The sequence below is a fragment of the Hymenobacter negativus genome, assembly GCF_016056375.1.
GTDB classification, from domain to species: domain Bacteria; phylum Bacteroidota; class Bacteroidia; order Cytophagales; family Hymenobacteraceae; genus Hymenobacter; species Hymenobacter negativus_A.
In genome coordinates this window covers 29,246-46,514 of sequence record NZ_JAEDAE010000004.1, presented here as the reverse complement: position 1 = coordinate 46,514, position 17,269 = coordinate 29,246, and the positions used below count along the sequence as shown (strand labels likewise).

Annotated in this window: 11 protein-coding genes; 4 read left to right on the top strand and 7 right to left on the bottom strand. The window is 64.5% G+C overall.

Annotation, left to right across the window (positions count from 1 at the left end; all coding sequences use genetic code 11):
* Positions 1-5 precede the first annotated feature (5 nt).
* Positions 6-1,604 carry a glycerol-3-phosphate dehydrogenase/oxidase gene (locus tag I7X13_RS10810; RefSeq protein WP_198075503.1) on the bottom strand — a complete coding sequence of 533 codons (1,599 nt, stop codon included), beginning with the start codon at positions 1,602-1,604 and terminating at the stop codon, positions 6-8.
* Between the two features lie 216 nt (positions 1,605-1,820).
* Here I7X13_RS10810 and I7X13_RS10805 point away from each other — a divergent pair, with 216 nt between their 5' ends.
* The gene (locus I7X13_RS10805) at positions 1,821-4,373 is read left to right on the top strand and encodes a M1 family aminopeptidase (RefSeq protein ID WP_317191562.1); all 2,553 of its coding nucleotides are present in this window, start codon (positions 1,821-1,823) and stop codon (positions 4,371-4,373) included.
* Between the two features lie 41 nt (positions 4,374-4,414).
* Positions 4,415-5,473, top strand: coding sequence for a ferredoxin--NADP reductase (locus I7X13_RS10800; RefSeq protein ID WP_198075501.1), 1,059 nt, complete (start codon positions 4,415-4,417; stop codon positions 5,471-5,473).
* A gap of 93 nt (positions 5,474-5,566) precedes the next feature.
* Here the strand turns inward: I7X13_RS10800 and I7X13_RS10795 are convergent, their stop codons facing one another.
* The 4 genes from I7X13_RS10795 to I7X13_RS10780 form a co-directional block, all read right to left on the bottom strand.
* Entirely contained in the window at positions 5,567-6,076 is a 510-nt protein-coding gene (locus I7X13_RS10795) for a GNAT family N-acetyltransferase (protein WP_198075500.1), read from the bottom strand.
* Between the two features lie 32 nt (positions 6,077-6,108).
* Entirely contained in the window at positions 6,109-7,680 is a 1,572-nt protein-coding gene (locus tag I7X13_RS10790) for an ABC transporter permease/substrate-binding protein (RefSeq protein ID WP_198075499.1), read from the bottom strand.
* Positions 7,668-8,609, bottom strand: a complete 942-nt coding sequence (locus tag I7X13_RS10785; protein WP_198075498.1) for an ABC transporter ATP-binding protein — start codon at positions 8,607-8,609, stop codon at positions 7,668-7,670. The genes I7X13_RS10790 and I7X13_RS10785 overlap by 13 nt, the downstream gene beginning before the upstream one ends.
* A gap of 167 nt (positions 8,610-8,776) precedes the next feature.
* Positions 8,777-9,133, bottom strand: a complete 357-nt coding sequence (locus I7X13_RS10780; protein ID WP_198075497.1) for an ASCH/PUA domain-containing protein — start codon at positions 9,131-9,133, stop codon at positions 8,777-8,779.
* A gap of 367 nt (positions 9,134-9,500) precedes the next feature.
* Between I7X13_RS10780 and I7X13_RS10775 the strand changes: the two genes are divergently transcribed.
* Positions 9,501-11,150 (top strand): M28 family peptidase, encoded by a 1,650-nt coding sequence (locus tag I7X13_RS10775; protein WP_198075496.1) that lies wholly within the window; start codon positions 9,501-9,503, stop codon positions 11,148-11,150.
* 91 nt (positions 11,151-11,241) lie between these two features.
* Here I7X13_RS10775 and I7X13_RS10770 read toward each other — a convergent pair whose 3' ends face one another.
* A complete protein-coding gene (locus tag I7X13_RS10770) occupies positions 11,242-15,228 on the bottom strand; it encodes a PKD domain-containing protein (protein WP_198075495.1) in 3,987 nt (1,328 codons plus the stop codon).
* 234 nt (positions 15,229-15,462) lie between these two features.
* On the opposite strand from I7X13_RS10770, the gene I7X13_RS10765 reads away from it, so the two are divergent.
* A complete protein-coding gene (locus I7X13_RS10765; protein WP_198069252.1) occupies positions 15,463-15,885 on the top strand; it encodes a BrxA/BrxB family bacilliredoxin in 423 nt (140 codons plus the stop codon).
* Between the two features lie 74 nt (positions 15,886-15,959).
* Here I7X13_RS10765 and I7X13_RS10760 read toward each other — a convergent pair whose 3' ends face one another.
* Entirely contained in the window at positions 15,960-17,108 is a 1,149-nt protein-coding gene (locus tag I7X13_RS10760) for a PepSY-associated TM helix domain-containing protein (RefSeq protein WP_198075494.1), read from the bottom strand.
* Between the last annotated feature and the right edge of the window lie 161 nt (positions 17,109-17,269).

Sequence of the window (17,269 nt, the reverse complement as noted above, 5' to 3'; positions counted from 1 at the left end):
TATTCTCAGACTCCTTGACTGTCCACCAACTGGTAGCCCCGCGCCAGCTCCGCAAACAGAGCCACCTGCCGCACCTGCCAGGCGGCACCGTGGCCCAACTCGCGGGCCAGCAGGGCGGCCACGGTAGGAGCCGCGCGCACGGCCGCCGCCGCATCCAGAAACAGCAGGCGCACGCGCCGGGCCAGCACGTCCTCCACGGTGCGGGCCAGCTCGTGGCGGGCGGCCCACACCACTTCGGCTTGCAGGAAATCGAATTGCGCATCCAGCTTTGCGCCCAGAGCTGGCATTTCGGCAATGAGCTGCAAAATAGCCGGCTGGTCGCTGCCGTAAGCGGCCAGATGCGTCGGGGAAGCAGTTTTTTCGGCCAGGGCGCCAGCGCCGTGAATGGCCAGATGTTCTGTTTGGCTGGCGGCGGCCGGCAACTGGCCCAGCTTTATGGCCTGGTCGATGGTGTCCTGGCCCATGCGGCGGTAGGTGGTCCACTTGCCGCCGGTGATGGTGATAAGCCCGCTGGCCGAAGCTACAATTTTGTGGCGGCGCGAAATCTCCTGCGTTTTGGTCGAGCCGGCCGTGGCCGCCGCCAACGGGCGCAGGCCCACGAAAATGCTGCGCACGTCGGCGCGGGTGGGGGCGCGGGTGAGGTACTGGGCCGCGGTGCGCAGCAAAAAGTCGATTTCGGCTTCCTGCGCGCGGGGCTCCAGGCAGGCGGTGGGCACGGGGGTATCGGTGGTGCCCAGCACCACGCGGCCCAGCCACGGCACGGCAAACAACACGCGGCCGTCGTCGGTGTGCGGAATCATCAGGGCCGCCGCGCCGGGCAGAAACGACTGGTCCAGCACCAGGTGCACGCCCTGGCTGGGCTGCACCAGCGGCGCGGCGGCTGGCTCATCAAGCTGCCGGATTTCATCAACAAAAATGCCGGTGGCATTCACCACGGTTTTCGCCTTTAGCTCGTAGTCCCGGCCGGTTTCCTGGTCGGTGGCGCGCACGCCGGCCACGCGGCCCGTGGCATCTTTCAGCAGGCCGCGCACCGGGAAATAGTTGAGCACCGTGCCGCCGCCTTCGATGCAGGTCTGGGCCAGGTTCACGGCCAGGCGGGCGTCGTCGAACTGGCCGTCGTGGTAGAGCACGCCGCCGCGCAGGCCGGCCGGGCGCAGGCCGGGCAGCTGGCGCACTGTTTCGGCCCGGCTGAGGTGGGTGGAGGCGCCCAGGCTGAGGCGGCCGGCCAGCAGGTCGTACATCTTCAGGCCGAGGGTGTAGAACGGGCCGCCCCACCAGGTGTAATTGGGGATGATAAACGCCTGATTGTGGCACAAATGCGGGGCGTTGCGCAACAGTAAGCCGCGCTCGTGCAAGGCCTCGCGCACCAGGCCGACGTCGCCCTGCGCGAGGTAGCGCACGCCGCCGTGCACCAGCTTGGTGCTGCGGCTGCTGGTGCCCTTGGCAAAATCGGCCTGTTCCAGTAGCAGCGTTTTGTAGCCCCGGCTGAGGCCATCCAGCGCTACGCCCAGCCCCGTAGCGCCCCCGCCGATGACGATGAGGTCCCAGGCTGGGGTGGCGGCGAGCTGCCGGAGCAGGGTTTCGCGGTGGAAGGAGGTGGGCATTACTGAGGGATTATGCAGGGTGATGGCAGAGGCGCTTACCGGTGGATGCGGCGCACAGCAGCTGGGCGGTACTCACGGGGCGGCGGTTACTTTTGGAGCTCTCAGCACTGGCCCATTCCGATGACATTTCGCTTTCGTAAATATGGCAGGGCCGGGGCGGTTCTGCTGGTATTCTTATCGGTCGCCTGCCATCGGGCGCCCGTCTTCAATACCCCCGTGACGACTGCCCCACAGCCCGAGGGAATGGCCACCTCCGGCCCGCCCGTGACCACCGGCGTGTCCGAAGCGCTGGCCGTGGCGCGCAAAGCCACCGTCCACCGGGTGGGGTATGAGCTGGGGCTGGTGATACCGGCCCGCAAAACGCAACCTATTGAGGGCGTAGAATCGGTGTTCTTCCTGCTGAGCGACAACCGTCTGCCGGTGCAACTCGACTTTAAAGTCCCGACCGGTAACCTGCGCAGCCTCAGCGTCAACGGACAATCTGCAGCTATCGACCATCGCAACGAGCACATTGTGCTGCCCGTCGCCGCGCTGCATCAGGGCCAGAACGAGGTGAAAATTTCCTTCATTGCCGGCGAGCTGTCGCTAAACCGGAACGATGATTACCTCTATACGTTGCTTGTGCCTGACCGCGCCCGCACCGTCTTCCCGGTCTTCGACCAGCCCGATTTGAAAGCCACATTTAAGCTAAAACTTATTGTGCCCCAGGATTGGCAGGCTGTGGCCAATGCGCCGTTGCGCGATTCCATATTTGCCGACACCAGTGCGACACTTGCTAGGACTAAGCGCTACACCTTCGCCACTTCCGACAGCATCAGCACCTACCTGTTTTCCTTTGCGGCGGGCAAGTTCACGCGGGTAAACCGAACGATGAACGGCCGGCCCATGACTTTCCTGCACCGCGAAACCGACCCCGCGAAGCTGCGCCTCAGCCTCGGCCCCATTTTCCAGCTGCACGCCGATGCGCTGGCCTTCATGGAGCAATACACTGGCTTGCCGTACCCGTTCCAGAAGTTTGATTTTGTGGCGATTCCCGATTTCCAGTATGGCGGCATGGAGCATGTGGGGGCCATTGATTATAAGGCCTCGACGCTGTTTCTGGATGAGGGCGCGACCCAGGACCAGGTGCTGGCCCGCTCCAACCTCGTGTCGCACGAAACGGCGCACATGTGGTTCGGCGACCTCGTGACCATGCAGTGGTTCAACGACGTGTGGATGAAGGAGGTATTCGCCAATTTCATGGCTGATAAAATCACGCAGGTGGCCGTTAAAAACGCGAATTACGACCTCAAATTCGTCATCGACCACTACCCCGCCGCCTACGGCATCGACCGCACGGCCGGGGCCAACCCCATCCGCCAGCCGCTGGCCAACCTGCAGGACGCGGGTTCGCTCTACGGCAACATCATCTACCACAAAGCGCCCATCATGATGCGCCAGCTGGAGCGCCTGATGGGCCCCGAAGCCTTCCGCGACGGCCTGCGCGAGTACCTCAAAACCTATGCCCACGGCAACGCCACCTGGCCCGACCTCATCAAAATCCTCGACGCCCGCACGCCCGCCGACCTGCAAGCCTGGAACCAGGTGTGGGTGAACGAGCCCGGCCGGCCGGTCTTCACCTACCGCAGCCTCGGAAATGAGAAAAGTGACCGGTTCAAGCCTCAGTTGCACATTCATCAGCAGGCCGAAGATGGCTCGCAACGGCTCTGGCCCCAGCAATTTGAAGTACTGATTGAGTATTACAGAGCCAAAACTGAGCATCGGCTCATCCGCATGAGCAGCGCCGACACGCTGCTGTGGCTGCCCGCAACGCCCCGCCGCATTGTATTCAACTCCGATGGCCTGGGCTACGGCGTGTTTCCTGTAGCCGAAGGCTTGGCCGGGCAGGTGTCTGCGCTGGAAAATCCGGTGTCCCGCGCCGCGGCTTACGTCAACCTCTACGAAAACATGCTTCGGGGTGAAGAAAACACGCCACTGGAATTGCTCACCGCCTACCGCCAGTCCCTCGCCTCGGAGCCCGAGGAACTGAACCTGAAACTGCTCACGGGCCAGGCCAGCGCCATTTTCTGGGAGTTTCTCACGCCTGCCCAGCGGCTGGCCGTGGGCCCGGGGCTGGAGCAGGACCTGTGGACTGCGTTGCAGAAAAACCCTTCGCCCAACTCCCAGAAGCAGCTTTTCAAAACCTACCAGTCCATCGCCCTCACCCGGCCGGCACAGGCGCGCCTGTACCAAATCTGGCAAACCCAACAGGCCCCTGCCAAGGTGAAGCTGACCGAAGACGACTACACCGCCTTGGCCCTGGCGCTGGCCGTGCGCGACTACGCGGCCCCCGCGCCCATTCTGCCCGCCCAGCTCGCCCGCATCACCAACGCCGACCGCCGCCAGCGGCTACAGTTTCTCATGCAGGCGCTGGCGGCGGACGTGGCCACCCGAGACGCCTTTTTTGCCAGCCTGAAAGACAAAGCCGGCCGCGCCAAAGAAGCCTGGGTGACGGCCGCGCTCGGCTACCTGCACCACCCGCTGCGCCAGGTCACTTCCGAAAAATACCTGCCCGCCAGCCTCAATTTATTGCAGGAAATTCAGCTTACCGGCGATATTTTCTTCCCGTATTCCTGGCTGCAGGCCACGCTGGGCAGCTATCAGTCGCCCACGGCGGCCGCTACCGTGCGCAGCTTCTTGGCCGCGCACCCCGACTACAACCCGCAGCTCCGCGCCAAGCTACTGCAGGCCGCTGATGACCTGTTTCGGGCCGAAAAACTTGCTCATTAGGCAAGGTGTAAATTTTCCGTCTTGCTACTTCGTGCGAAGCCATGTCAACCCCCTATCAGCAGCTCACGATTGTCGAAATCCGCCAGCACGGCCCCACGGCCCGCACGCTGGTGCTGCAGCCGCTGCCCGGCGAAACCCTTGCGTATCAGGCTGGCCAATACCTGACGCTGGTGCGCGAGGTGTACGGGACCGAGGTGCGGCGCTCGTACTCGTTCAGCTCGGCCCCGGCGCTGGATGCGCGGCCCGCCATCACCATTCGCCGCGTCGATAACGGCCTGTTTTCGCGCTGGCTGGTCGATGAGGTGCGGGTGGGCGATGTGCTGCGCACCAGCGGCGTGGGCGGGTTTTTCACCCTGCCGCCCGATGCAGCCGCTTACCAGCAGCTCGTGCTCGTGGCCGCCGGCAGCGGCATCACGCCGCTTTTTTCTTTGCTGAAAACGACGCTGATGCAGCGCCCAAACCTGGCCGTGCTACTGCTCTACAGCAACCGCACGGCTACCGATTCGCTGTTTCTGGACGAGCTGCGGGCGCTGGCCCGGGCGTTTCCGGCGCGGTTGCAACTGGAGTTGTTTTTCAGCAACGACCCCGTTCTCTACCGTGCTCACCTGCACAAGGAGCTGCTGCAGGCCCTCGTGACGCAACTCGTGCCCGGCTTCCCGGCACGCACCCTGGCCTACCTCTGCGGGCCTATCAATTTCATGCGCATGGCCACCTACGGCCTGCACGAAGCCGGCCTGCCGCTCGACCGCATCCGGCGCGAGCTGTTCTTTACCAGTGCCGTGGCCCCGGTGCCCGCCGTGCCGCCCGATGCCGCGCCGCACGACGTAACGTTGCTCATGCGCGGCCAGCCGCACCGGCTACGGGTGCAGTTCCCCATCACCATTCTGCAAGCGGCCCGGCGGTACGGCCTCCGCCTGCCCTATAGTTGCGAGGTGGGCCAGTGCGGCAACTGCGCCGTGCGCTGCACCCAGGGCCAGGTCTGGATGAGCGCCAACGAAGTCCTCACCGACCGCGAGCTGGCCCGCGGGCTGGTTCTTACCTGCACGGGTTACCCCGTAGGCGGCGATGTGCAGCTGGATTTCGACCAGAAAGCGGGTTGAGTAACCGGGCTGTAGAGACGCAATACTTTCTGTCTCCACATTCGCACTGCGTGGAGAATACCGTTCAACGGCGAGGCTCCAACTATTGCGTTTCTACAGCGCCTTTTCCAGCACCAGCAGCACCAGCGGCTGCTTCGGAATGCCGAAGCGCGGGTCCGTTGGGAAGGGCTCGGTGGCCCCGGTGAGGCGGTAGCCGCGCCGCTCGTAGTAGGCAATCAGCTCGGTGCGGACGGAAATAACGGTCATGCGGCTGGTGGTGCAGCCGTGCTGACGACCGTAGCCCTCAGCGGCATTCAGCAGGAACTTGCCCACACCCTGGGCCTGGCCGGTGGGGTTCACGGCCAACATGGAGAGGTAAAGCAAGTCGCCTGTGGCCTGTGCGTGAAAGCTGCCTAGCAGCTCCCCGCTTTCGTCCTGGCAGAGCAGAATGGCGGTACCGGGCCGGGCCAGCATCTCCAGCATTCCTTCTTTGTCGATGCGCTGGCCGTCGAGCAGGTCGGCTTCGGTGGTCCAGCCCTGGCGGGCAGTGTCGCCCCGGTAGGCGGCATTCACGAACTGGGTGAGGCGCGCAGCGTCGGCGGGCGTGGCGGTGGCGAGAATCATAGGGCAAAAGTAGCGCGGACCAAAAGCCCGTGCTACCTGCGCAGATACCCGCCCAAATCTGACACACTCATTATGCCTAACTCCCGGGCCTGCCGGCCGCGCATAAGCAGAGCGTAAGTGTTGTTGAAGCCCAGCGGCTGCAGCCACTCCAGCCCGAAGCGCCGCCGGAACTCGGCCCGCACGTAGCCCAGCACCGCGGCCGGGCGGCCCCCCAGCGAATCGACCACCGCCGGGCGGGGCTGCAGCAGCACCAGCAGCCCCGTGCCGGTGTATTCGGGGTACATATCGATGGCCCCACTCCGCAAAGCTTCGAAACAGATGGTGGTGCCGCCCAGACCGGTTTTGGTTTCCACGGCCAGGTCGGTATTGCCCCGGATGAGGGCCGCGTACATTTCGGCCAGGATGTATTGCTCGGCAAAAATCTTCGAGCCCAGCTTCACTACTGGCGCACCGGCCACGGCCGCCCGCGCCGCCTGCCACAGCCCGCGCCGCCGCAGGAAATATTCGGCAATGGCCTTGGGGTCCTGGTGCAGGTAGTCGGCCCGGTAGTTCAAATCCGTCATCACCGAATCCGAAATCTGATTATTGAGCTTAGCCAGCACCTCTGCCAGCTCCGGGTGCTCACGCAGCAGGGCCGGCCGCACCACGGGCACGGCGTAGTAGGGCGGAAACACGCGGCGGTCGTCGCGCAGCACGCGCAGGCCGTAGGCCCGGATGCGGCCGTCGGTGCTATAGCCGTCAATCACGTCCACGTCGGCGTGACGGGCGGCCTCATACACCAGGGCGGGAGCCAGCACCACGCTGGGCAGGTGCGTGAGGCCGTAGGCGGTGGTGAGGCCCGGCAGGCCATCGGCCCGGCCCACAAACTCGGGGCTGAACCCGGCCCGCAGCCGGCCCGTGGCCTGGGGCAGCAGGTACAGCCCGCCCAGCAGCGGCAGCGCCGCCAGCAGCGCCACGCCCACCCGGGCCAGGCGCCCGGTGCTCAGCCGCTGCACGCCGCCCAGCAGCGCATCAAACGCCAGCGCCAGCGCGGCGGCGGGCAGCGTTCCGGCCAATATCATCACGGGGTTGTTTAGGGCAATGCCACCGAAGATGAACTCGCCCAGCCCGCCCGCCGCCACGTAGGCCGCCAGCGTGGCCACGCCCACGTTTATCACCGTGGCCGTGCGAATGCCGGCCATGAGCACCGGCAGGGCCAGCGGCAGCTCTACCCGCCGCAGCACCTGCCCATCGGTGAGGCCCAGGCCGCGTGCGGCCTCCACCACGGCCGGCGGCACGCCCCGAATGCCCTCGAACGTGTTGCGGATGATGGGCAGCAGCGAATACAGAAACAGCGCGAAAATGGCCGGCTTCGGCCCAATTCCCAGCAGCGGAATCAGAAAGCCCAGCAGGGCAATGCTCGGCACCGTCTGTAACACGCCAGCCACTCCCAGCACGGCCGGCGCCCAGCGTGGCCGCCGCGACAAAAACAGTCCCAGCGGCATGCCCAGCAGCACCCCCAGCAGCAACGAGCCCGCCGTGAGGCCAATGTGCTGCACCGTTTGCTCGCCCAGCTTGCCGGCCTGCTCGCGCCAGAAGAGGAAAAGTGCGCTTACCGTTTCCATCCGTCCTCCTCCCGTTGCAGCGCTTCGCCGAAGGCCGCCATCAATTGAGCTACTGTGAACGGGAAAGCCGCCGCGTTGCCGCTGGTCAGGGTTTCCAAGGCTTCGTGCACGGTGATGTTGGCTGCGAAAGAAGCCGCCGAGTCGTCGGTTGTACTATCCCGAAAAATGTCATTCAGCGTGAGGGTGCGTAGCTGCAACGCCAACCGCTCGGCCGCGAAGAAGTCCCGCACAAAGCCATTGGCGGGCCGAAACAGCAGCTCGCGGGGCGGGCCCAGCTGCTGAATCCGGCCGCCGTCGAGCAGCATAATCCGGTCGGCCAGTTCGAAGGCTTCGGTTACGTCGTGCGTCACGAGCACCACGGTTTTGGTTTTCAGTTCTTCCAACTCCCGAAACTCGCGCCGGATGCTGGCCCGCGTCACCGGGTCGAGGGCCCCGAACGGCTCATCGAGCAAGACGATGGGCGGGTCGGCGGCCAGGGCGCGGGCCAGCCCCACCCGCTGCTGCTGCCCGCCCGAAAGCTGGTGCGGCAGCTGCCCGGCGTAGCGCGCCGGCGGCAGGTGCAGCCGCGTGAGCAGCGCCTCGGTGCGAGCCGCAATGGCGGCCGGGGCGTGGCCCAGCAGGCGCGGCACCACCGCAATGTTCTCGGCCACGGTGTAGTGCGGCAGCAGTCCCACCTGCTGAATGACGTAGCCCATGCCGCGACGCAACGCCTCGGGGCGCTGGCTCAGCACGTTTTCACCGTTGATTTCCACGGTGCCGCCGTCCGGCTCAATCAGGCGGTTGAGCAGTTTGAGGAGCGTGGTTTTGCCGCAGCCGCTGGGGCCGAGCAACACCAGCGTCTCACCGGCCGCCACCTCAAACGACACGTCCCGCACCACGGCGTGCGCGCCAAACGACTTGCGCAAACCAGTGGCGCGGATAACAGGCATGGATGGGAGTTTGGAGGAATGAGTTTTTAACCGTCTGTCATCCTGAGCATAGCGAAGGACCTTATCACCGCCGAGCGGTTTGCAGTGAAATCAACCGGCGCAAGCGCGATGAGGTCCTTCGCTGCGCTCAGGATGACAGACGACTTAACCCATAACTCTTCTTTCGGTTACCAAAGCCGGATATCAGTTAGGCCCGTGGGGATGGGGGCCAGCTGGCTAAAGCCCAGCACGCACCAGCCGGGCTGCACGCCAAACAGGCCGCCTTCCAGCACGTAGCTCACCCAGCGCGTGATGGTGCGGCCGGTGTACTGCTCACTATCGGGTTCGAACTCGCGGAGTAGGAGCAGGTCGCCCACCTGGAAATTTTCTTCGTTCCGGCGCACGTCGAAGGGTTTGTTGCCGGCTTTCACAGCCGCGAAACAGGCGGGCCAGGTCTTCAGGTCGTGGGTTGGCCGATGCGTGGGGTCAGTGATTTGAAACTGGGGGGTAATGGCATCGGAATAGGTAGGCAGGGAAGTAGTCATGGCGATAGTTATTTAGCAAAGGAGCCGGCCGACTGGCCAACCGGGCGGGCGTGGGTAGTCTCAAAAAGCGCGGCCACGCGGCCGGGGCTCGCCCGCCAAATGACGGGCTTATATCCTCAAGATAGTTAATAAAATAGGGACAAGGGCTAATAACGCGAAGCTACTCAGTATAGTTCGTCCTGATTATTGCAATGCGCTGGCCCGTGCAGCCGGCCCGACCGGAGCGCGGCGAAGTCGTTTTTAGCGGATAGGCCCCGGCAAAAACGATTGTGACGGGTGTCGTTTTCCATCGTCGGCCGGCCACCGCCGGACGTTACGCGCAGGTTATATTTTACCCTGATGCTCGCCTCCGACGTTTCTTTACGGCATGAGACTTTCCCTTTCGACCCTGTTGGTCGCGCTGTTTTCGGGCGCCACCTCCTCCGCGCAGGCCCCGCTTGCCGTGCCCAAGCCCGTGGCTGCAGCCCTGGAGCAGGTGCAGCCCGCCGCCATCAAAGCCCACATCGCCTACCTGGCCGATGACCGCCTGCTGGGCCGCAAGGCCGGCACCCCCGGCTACCAGATGGCCGTCGACTACGTGACGCAGCAGCTCAAAACCCTGGGCGTGCAGCCCGCCGGCGAGGGCGGCACCTTCATCCAGAAAGTGCGCCTGCGGCGTGCCTTCCTGCAGCCCGGGGCCACCTTCGTGGCCCGCGATGCGCAAGGGGCCGCCCTGCCCCTCGCCGCCGGCCAGGACTACGCAGTGTACCCCAGCCCCGAGCTGCCCGCCACCCGCGTGCAGGATGCGCCGCTGGCCTTCGCCGGTTTCGGCATCAGCGCCCCCGAGCTGGGCTACGACGACTACGCCGGCCTCGACGTGAAAGGCAAGGTGGTGATGATTGTGCGCGGCGCGCCCCGCACCTTCGCCTCCACCGTGGCCTCGGCCAGCCAGGATTTGGCCGGACTGCTGAAGGCGGCCATCAACCACGGCGCGGTAGGATTTATCCTGGCCTCGGCCCACGCCGGCGCCCTGCCCGACCTCAAGGCCGGCACCTATAGCGTGCTTGGGGCCGATGGCAAAGTGGCGGTGTCGCGCACGTTTGCGGCCGGCAGCCAGCAGCAGTTCTACGGGGCGGTGAATGCTGCCACGCTCCAGCGCCTGCTGCAAACCTCGGGGCTCGATACTACGCAGGCGTTTGCGGCCATTCGGAGCGGCAAGCCGGCCTCGGCGGGGCTGAAAGCTACGATTAGCGCCAGCGCGCAGTCCCGGTATCAGGATATTGAGAGCTACAACGTGGTGGGCAAGTTTGTGGGCTCCGATGCGAAGCTGCGCGACGAGTACGTGGTACACTCGGCCCACCTCGACCACCTGGGCGTGACCGCCCCGGTGAAAGGCGACTCCATCAACAATGGCGCGCACGACAACGCCTCGGGGGTGGCCTGTGTGCTCGAAATCGCTAAAATCTACTATCGTCTAAAGGACAAGCCGAAGCGCACCATGCTTTTCGCCTTCATGACCGGCGAGGAGCTGGGCCTGCTGGGCTCGTCGGCCTTCGCGGCCAACCCGACCGTGCCCAAGGCCAAAATTGTGGCTGATATCAACATGGACATGCCCACCCTCATTGCCCCGCTGCTGAGCGTGGTGGCGCTGGGAGCCCCGCATTCCACGCTCATCGAGCCCGTGAAAAAGGCCTGCGCCTACATGGCTATCGACTTGGAGCAGGACCCCGAGCCCGAGCAGAACCGCTTCATCCGCAGCGACCAGTACAGCTTCGTGACGGCTGGCATTCCGGCCCTGCACATCAAATACGGCAACAAAACTGCCGACGGACGCAACAACCTCAGCGAGGAGGTGCAGAAATGGCGTGCCGTTACCTACCACAAGCCGCAGGACGACATCAACGGCCGCTTCGACTTCGAAGCCGGCCGCAAGTACGTGCAGCTGTGCTTCCTCATCGGTTACCAAGTGGCGCAGGACCCCGCCCGGCCTACCTGGAATAAGGGCGATTTTTTCGGCCAGCGCTACGGCCGTAGGTAAGGGCATTATCAAGTCCCTTTCCGGGTACAGCAGCGAACAAAAAAGGCCGGGCGATAGTCGCCCGGCCTTTTTTCTTGAAAACCGATTGCTGCTATTCCACCACGAGATGGCGGGCAGCGGGTGTACCCCCGGCCGGCGTATAGAGCAGGTCGTAGAGGCCGGGGGCCAGGCCGGTGCGCAGGGTGCGCTCGAGGGGCGCGCCGGTTTGCTGCACCGCTTCCTGCCACACCACGCGGCCCAGGGCATCAATCAGCCGCAGGCTCACCTTGCCGGTGAAAGCGGGCAGGCGCAGGTTGAGGGCCGCGCCGCTGGGCGTGGGGTTGGGCCAGGCTTCGAAACCGACGGTGTTAGCCGCCGAAGTCAGCGACAGCACGCCGTCGTTCACCTGCACATTGTCGAGGTACAGGTTGTTGCCGTACTGGTTGCGGCCGATGAAGCGCAGGACCACGCTGTGCCCGCGGTAGGGCGTGAGGTCCACGGTTTCGCGGCGCCAGTCGCTGGCGGCACTGGGCGTGAAGGTGGGCAGGCTGCCCCCGGTGGGCAGGTTGGTGAGGGCGCTTTTGGCGTAGGGGCGGCCCAGCACCTGGCCGGTGCAGGCATCGGCCACCTGCACACTGAGCGAGTCGTCATCCGGCGTGATGGCGCCGGCCACGCTGGCGTAGGGGCGGTAAGCCACGTCGAACCGCAGAGTGGGCGCAGCGGCCCCGGTGCGCGTCAGGTTGAGGGCCGGGGAGTACACCGCAATGCGTTCGCCCCGGTTGGGGTCGCTGGCAAACGGCACCATCAGGGCGCGGGTGGCCGTGCCCGTGCTCCCGGTAATATTGCCAACCACCGACCACGGGTAAGCAGGGGTGGGCGTCACGAGCGTCCAGCCGCGCGGCAGGGCCGCGGAGGCGTTGAAATTCTCGGCAAATGGCGTCGCCTGCTGGCCGTCCACGTCCACGATGAGCGTGGTCGTGGTGCTGCCGTAGGGGTTGGTGGCAATGAGCGTAGCGGTGTAGTTGCCGGCCGTAGCGTAGGTAACCGCGCCGGGGTTGGCGCTGGTGGAGGTGGCCGGCGTGCCGCCCGGGAAGCTCCAGGCATACGTGCCGGGGCAGTTGAGCGTGGTGCTGCCAAACGTGACCACACCCCCACGGCAAATGCTGGGGTTGGTGCTGGTGATGGTGGGCGTTGGAGCCTTGCCGCCCACTTCCACCACCACCGAGCTGGTGCTGCTGCCATAGGCATTGCTCACGGTGAGCGTCACGGTGTAGTTGCCGGCCGTGGCGAAGCTCACGCCGCGCGGGGTAGCCGTGGTCGAAGTAGACGGCGAGCCGCCCGGGATGGTCCAGGCGTAGGTGCTGGGGCAATTGATGGCTGTACTGCCGAACGTCACAACCTCGCCGGGGCAAATGACAAGGCTGGTATTGGTGATGGTGGCTACCGGGGCGCGGCCGGATATTACCACCACGCCGGTATCGGTGCGGGCCACGGTGCCGGCGGCGTTGCTCACGCTCAGGGTCACGCTGTGGCGGCCGGGCGTGTTGTAAGTCACGTTGGGGTTGCGCAGGGTAGAGGTGGCCGGCGTGCCGCCCGCAAACGTCCAGGCCCAGGAAGTGGGGCGGAATAGCGACGAGTCGGTGTACTGCACCTGCAGGCTGGGGCAGCCGGCGGTGGGCTGGGTATAGGTATAAAGTGGCACGGCTGCGGGCGTGCGGCTGCCCACCACAATGTCATCAAAAGCGCGGCCGCTGCCGGCGGTAGCCGTAGCGCCACCCCGGCCGTATTGCTGAAACTTGATGCGGATATCGTTGCCCAGCGTGAGGCTATTGGCGGTAGCGAAGGCCGTCAGGTCCACGGTTTTGGTTTGGAACGTGGTAGTGGCATTGGTACCGGTGAGGTCGAAAATGCGGTACCAGTTGGTGCCGCCGTCCACGCTCAGGGCCACGCCGTCGGTGTTGCTGCGGCCCGTAAACTGTGCGGGCATCAGCTCATCGGTTTCGGCCGAGAACTTGCGCTCGCGGAACGTCAGCTGCAAATTGCTGGCCGTGGCGCCCTGCAAAAACAAGGTAGCCTCGTTCAGCGAAAATACCGAGTTGATGCCCGGCTGCGCATCCAGCACCAGGCTCTGCACGCCCGAGGCCGGGGCCAGCGTCAGCACCTGCGGGCGGGCCGCGCCGTAGCCGTTCACGTTCCAGCTCACTGGCAAGGCCCCTTTTTCAAGGTCTTCGGCCACGGGCGGTGTGGCGGCCACCACGGGGCCATACAGGGTGGTGAAGGCGTCAATCAGGCCGGGGCCGGTGAGTGCATCGGTGGCCGAAGCGCCCAGGAGGCGGGCACTGCCCACCATCCGGCTATATACCTGAGCGGGCGTGAGGGCGGGCTCCGACGAGCGCAGCAGCGCGGCTACGGCCGCCGCGTGCGGGGCCGCCGCCGAGGTGCCGAAGAAGTTCGGGAAGCCGTCGTTTTCGTAGTCGCTGCCGAAGAACGTGGTGTTTGTGCCGTCTACGGCGGCGGCGTTGGGCTTTTGGCGCACCACGGCGGTGCTCAGGGCCACGCCCGTGGGCGAGAACAAATAGGTTATCGGGCCGGCTTTCGAAGTGAAGCTTTCGGGCACGCGCTGGTTATAGTAGGGCACGGCGGCCACGGCAAACGCCTCAGCAGCCGAAGAGTGGCCGTAGGAAGTGTGGCTGCCGGTGAGCCACTCCGAAGGGCTGGCGCTGCCGCGGTTCACGTACTTCAGGCGGGCCGGCTGAATGCCGCCTTTCCACACGATTACCAAGTCGAAGGTGGTGGTGCCGGTAGCGGCGGAGTTAGTAAAGAAAATGGGCTCCATGGGCACTTGCGTGAGCACGTTGCGCGCATTGCTCCGGAATACAGTGTCCACCACGCCGGTGCTTCTTACCCCCAGGATGAACATGTCGAGGTCCGTCCGCACACCGCTGGTGGTGTAAAACGGGTCGGACCATTGCAGCACCGGGTAGAAAGTGCCCCCGCTGGGTATCGTGATGCGCTGCGTGAGGTCGGTGGTAGCGCCCGATACATCGAAGTTGAGGCAGCGCACGCCGTTGGCGTTGGCCACAAACTGCGGGGCCGTGGTTTCGTAGCTCTTATCGGCGTAGTTGCCGGCCGACGCGAAGTACGATACGTTCGAATTAGTGACCACATCGGTAACGGCCTGGGCAATAACCCCATCCTGGAAGTACGGCTCGGTGAAGTAGCGCACGTCGTCCACAATCACCTTGCAGGCGCCGCCCGCCGTGCTGGCCAAGTCGCGGATGTGCTGGGCAAAGGTGCCCTCGCCGCCGTTGGCCGTGCTAAACACCTGCGCCGCGCCGGGCGCCAGGTCATAAATGAGCTGGCTCATGCCGCGGCCCTCGTCGGTGTTGCCGCTCTCGACCAGCACGCGCACGCCGGCGGCCGGCAGGTCGCCCGAGGCCACGTCCGTAGCCGCCCCGCCCAGGTAGTTAAACGAGTCGCTGAGCACGCCAATGGTCACGCCCGCCCCCGTCACCTGCTTGGGGCGGGTGGCGCGGGCGCGGGCCGCTTCCAGCACGTAGTCGCCTTGGCTCGTCACCAAGCCGCCGTCGGTTTCGGGCTCGAAGGAAGCCGCGATACCCAGCAAACCAATACCAACTAAGGCATCAGCGTTGGCTAGCTGGCTGATGGGCAGCATGCCTTCCACAAAATGCAGCTTCGGGTAGGAGGCGGTCACTTCAAATCCGCGGCTTTGCAGGCTAGGCAGCAACGTCGCCACGTCCTTGGCCGTGATGTGGACCAGCACCGTGGCCTGGCCCGCCTGCTGGCCAAAGCGCAAATGCGGGTGGCTGGCTCGTAGCTGGCTGGCCGTGAGTGCTTCCGTGTGGCCGGTGCCACTGGCCTGCACCAGCAGGCGCTGCAGCTCGGCATCGAGGTGCGGGCTGGCTTTGGCGGGGGCTTTGACAATGGGCGTGGCCACCGATTTGCGCCCGGCGCGCAATAACTCCGAGGTGGGGCGCGGCTGCACCTGGGCCGATGCCGGGAAGCCCAGGCTGGCCCAGGCCGTCAGGCCCAGCAGCACGTGCAGACCCAAACGAGGGGATGGTAGAAAAAACTTCATAAGCCTGTATTTTATTAAAAAGTGTAGAGTGGGTTGGATTGGTGAAAGATAATAGTGTTGAGTCGAATTGCAGATGAATAGTTGTGATTCCTAAAGATTAGCCGGCTCCCGATTGCGCTGGCCACTAACCACGACCATTGCCCGAACCTTTTGGGGGGCTGCGGACTTATGCCAAACACTCCCGTACTTTTGTAACCCCACGCGGCCACGCCGCTTTTTTAATTATTTACGACAATGGCAGTTTATCCCGAATACATGGTGGCCCCCATCCGCCAGGACCTTACCGAAGTTGGTTTCGAGCAGCTCATGACCCCCGAGGAGGTTGAATCCGCCCTCGCCTCAAATGAAGGCACCGTGCTGGTGGCCGTGAACTCGGTGTGCGGCTGCGCCGCCGCCAAAGCCCGCCCCGCCCTGAAAATGGCCCTTGCCAGCGCCGACAAAAAGCCCGGCAAACTCGTGACCGTTTTCGCCGGCATGGAAACCGATGCCGTGGCCAAAATGCGCGAGCACCTGCTCCCGTACCCGCCCTCGTCCCCCTGCATCGCCCTGTTCAAAGACGGCGAACTGGTGCACATGATTGAGCGCTACCACATCGAAGGCTCCGACGCCATGCGTATCGTGAACAACCTGCAAGGCGCGTTCGAGGAATATTGCTAGTCAATATTCAAGTCCAAATAAAAAAGGCCCGTCGTTCAACGAAGGGCCTTTTTTATGGGAGCTGGTTATGCTGGTTAGGCGCTGATTGGGGCCGAGGCCCGTGCTTTAGGCTTGGCCTTTTTATTGCGGCGGCCCCACCAGAGCAGCGTGCCCGTCACGGGTAGGCTGGCCGAAATCAGGCTGGCTAGGAAAGCCACAATTTTGCCGCCCAGGCCCAGAATCTGGCCGGTGTGCAGGTCGTAGTTCATGTCGGAGAGCTTGCCGCCGTTGCTCCGGCCGGCGTGGAAGCGCGCCTGCAGAACCTGCCCCGACACGGGGTGAAACGCGTATTCATCGCGGTGGTAGTAGTGCAGCGCCCGCTGGTAGGCCCAGCAATAGGCTGGGTCTTTGCCATTGCCGGCCGGCCCGATGAGCACCATCTCGGCCCCCCGCGAGTGGCGCTGCACCGTGCGATAGATAACGTCGGGCAGTGGCAGGGCGGCGGCCGTCACGGCTTGTAGGGTATCTACTTGGGCCACTGATTTTTCCTGCGGATAGGTCCGGCCTCCGTTGGCCACCAGCATGGCTGAATCAAGCAATCCAGGGAAAACCATGAACAAGCCTGTAAGGGCCAGCACCACCGCAATGCTGGCGGCATAGAAGCCCAGCACATTGTGCAGGTCGTAGTTGATGCGCCGCCAGCGGGCTCCCCACTTAATGGTAAGGCGCTGCCTGCGTTCCTGTCGGCGCTTGGGCCACCATAGTACCAGGCCAGTGCCCAGCATTACCATAAAGATGATGACACTGCCGCCCACCACCCATTTAGCCACCGCTTCAGGCAGTAGCAGCGTCATGTGGATGGCCTGCACGATGCTGAAGAAGTGCCGGCGCAGGTCCTGTTCGTACAGCACCCGGCCGGAGCAGGGGTTGAGGTACACCTGCGTGGGCACGCCGGCCGGGTCGGTGAAATACACCGTGGCCGAGCGCCCGGGGCCGTAATAAGTCACCCAGGTCGTGGCCGCTTTCACGCCCGGGTGCTGCTCCAGCGCGGCGGCCTGCAGCCGCGAGGGCAGCAGCAGGGGCGCAGTAGCTGGCATTTCCACTTTGCGCCAGGGCTCGGTCAGGTCCCGGATTTCGTCCTGAAACGTGAAGATGGCCCCCGTCAGGCTCACGATGAGCACCACCAGCCCGGAGCCCAGGCCCAGCCAGAGATGCAGTTTGCCGATGGCTTTTTTGAAGGTCATGCGTAGAAATTCTAACTAAAAAACCAGAGGCGTAGTACTGAGCGCCACCCAAGTAACCCCGCCGCTTCGTTGCAGCGAACCGGGAGCACTCACTCTTTCCACTCCCGTGGCAGAGCTGCCTGGGCAACAACCGGACGAACCGTGCGGCGTGGTTTGCGCTT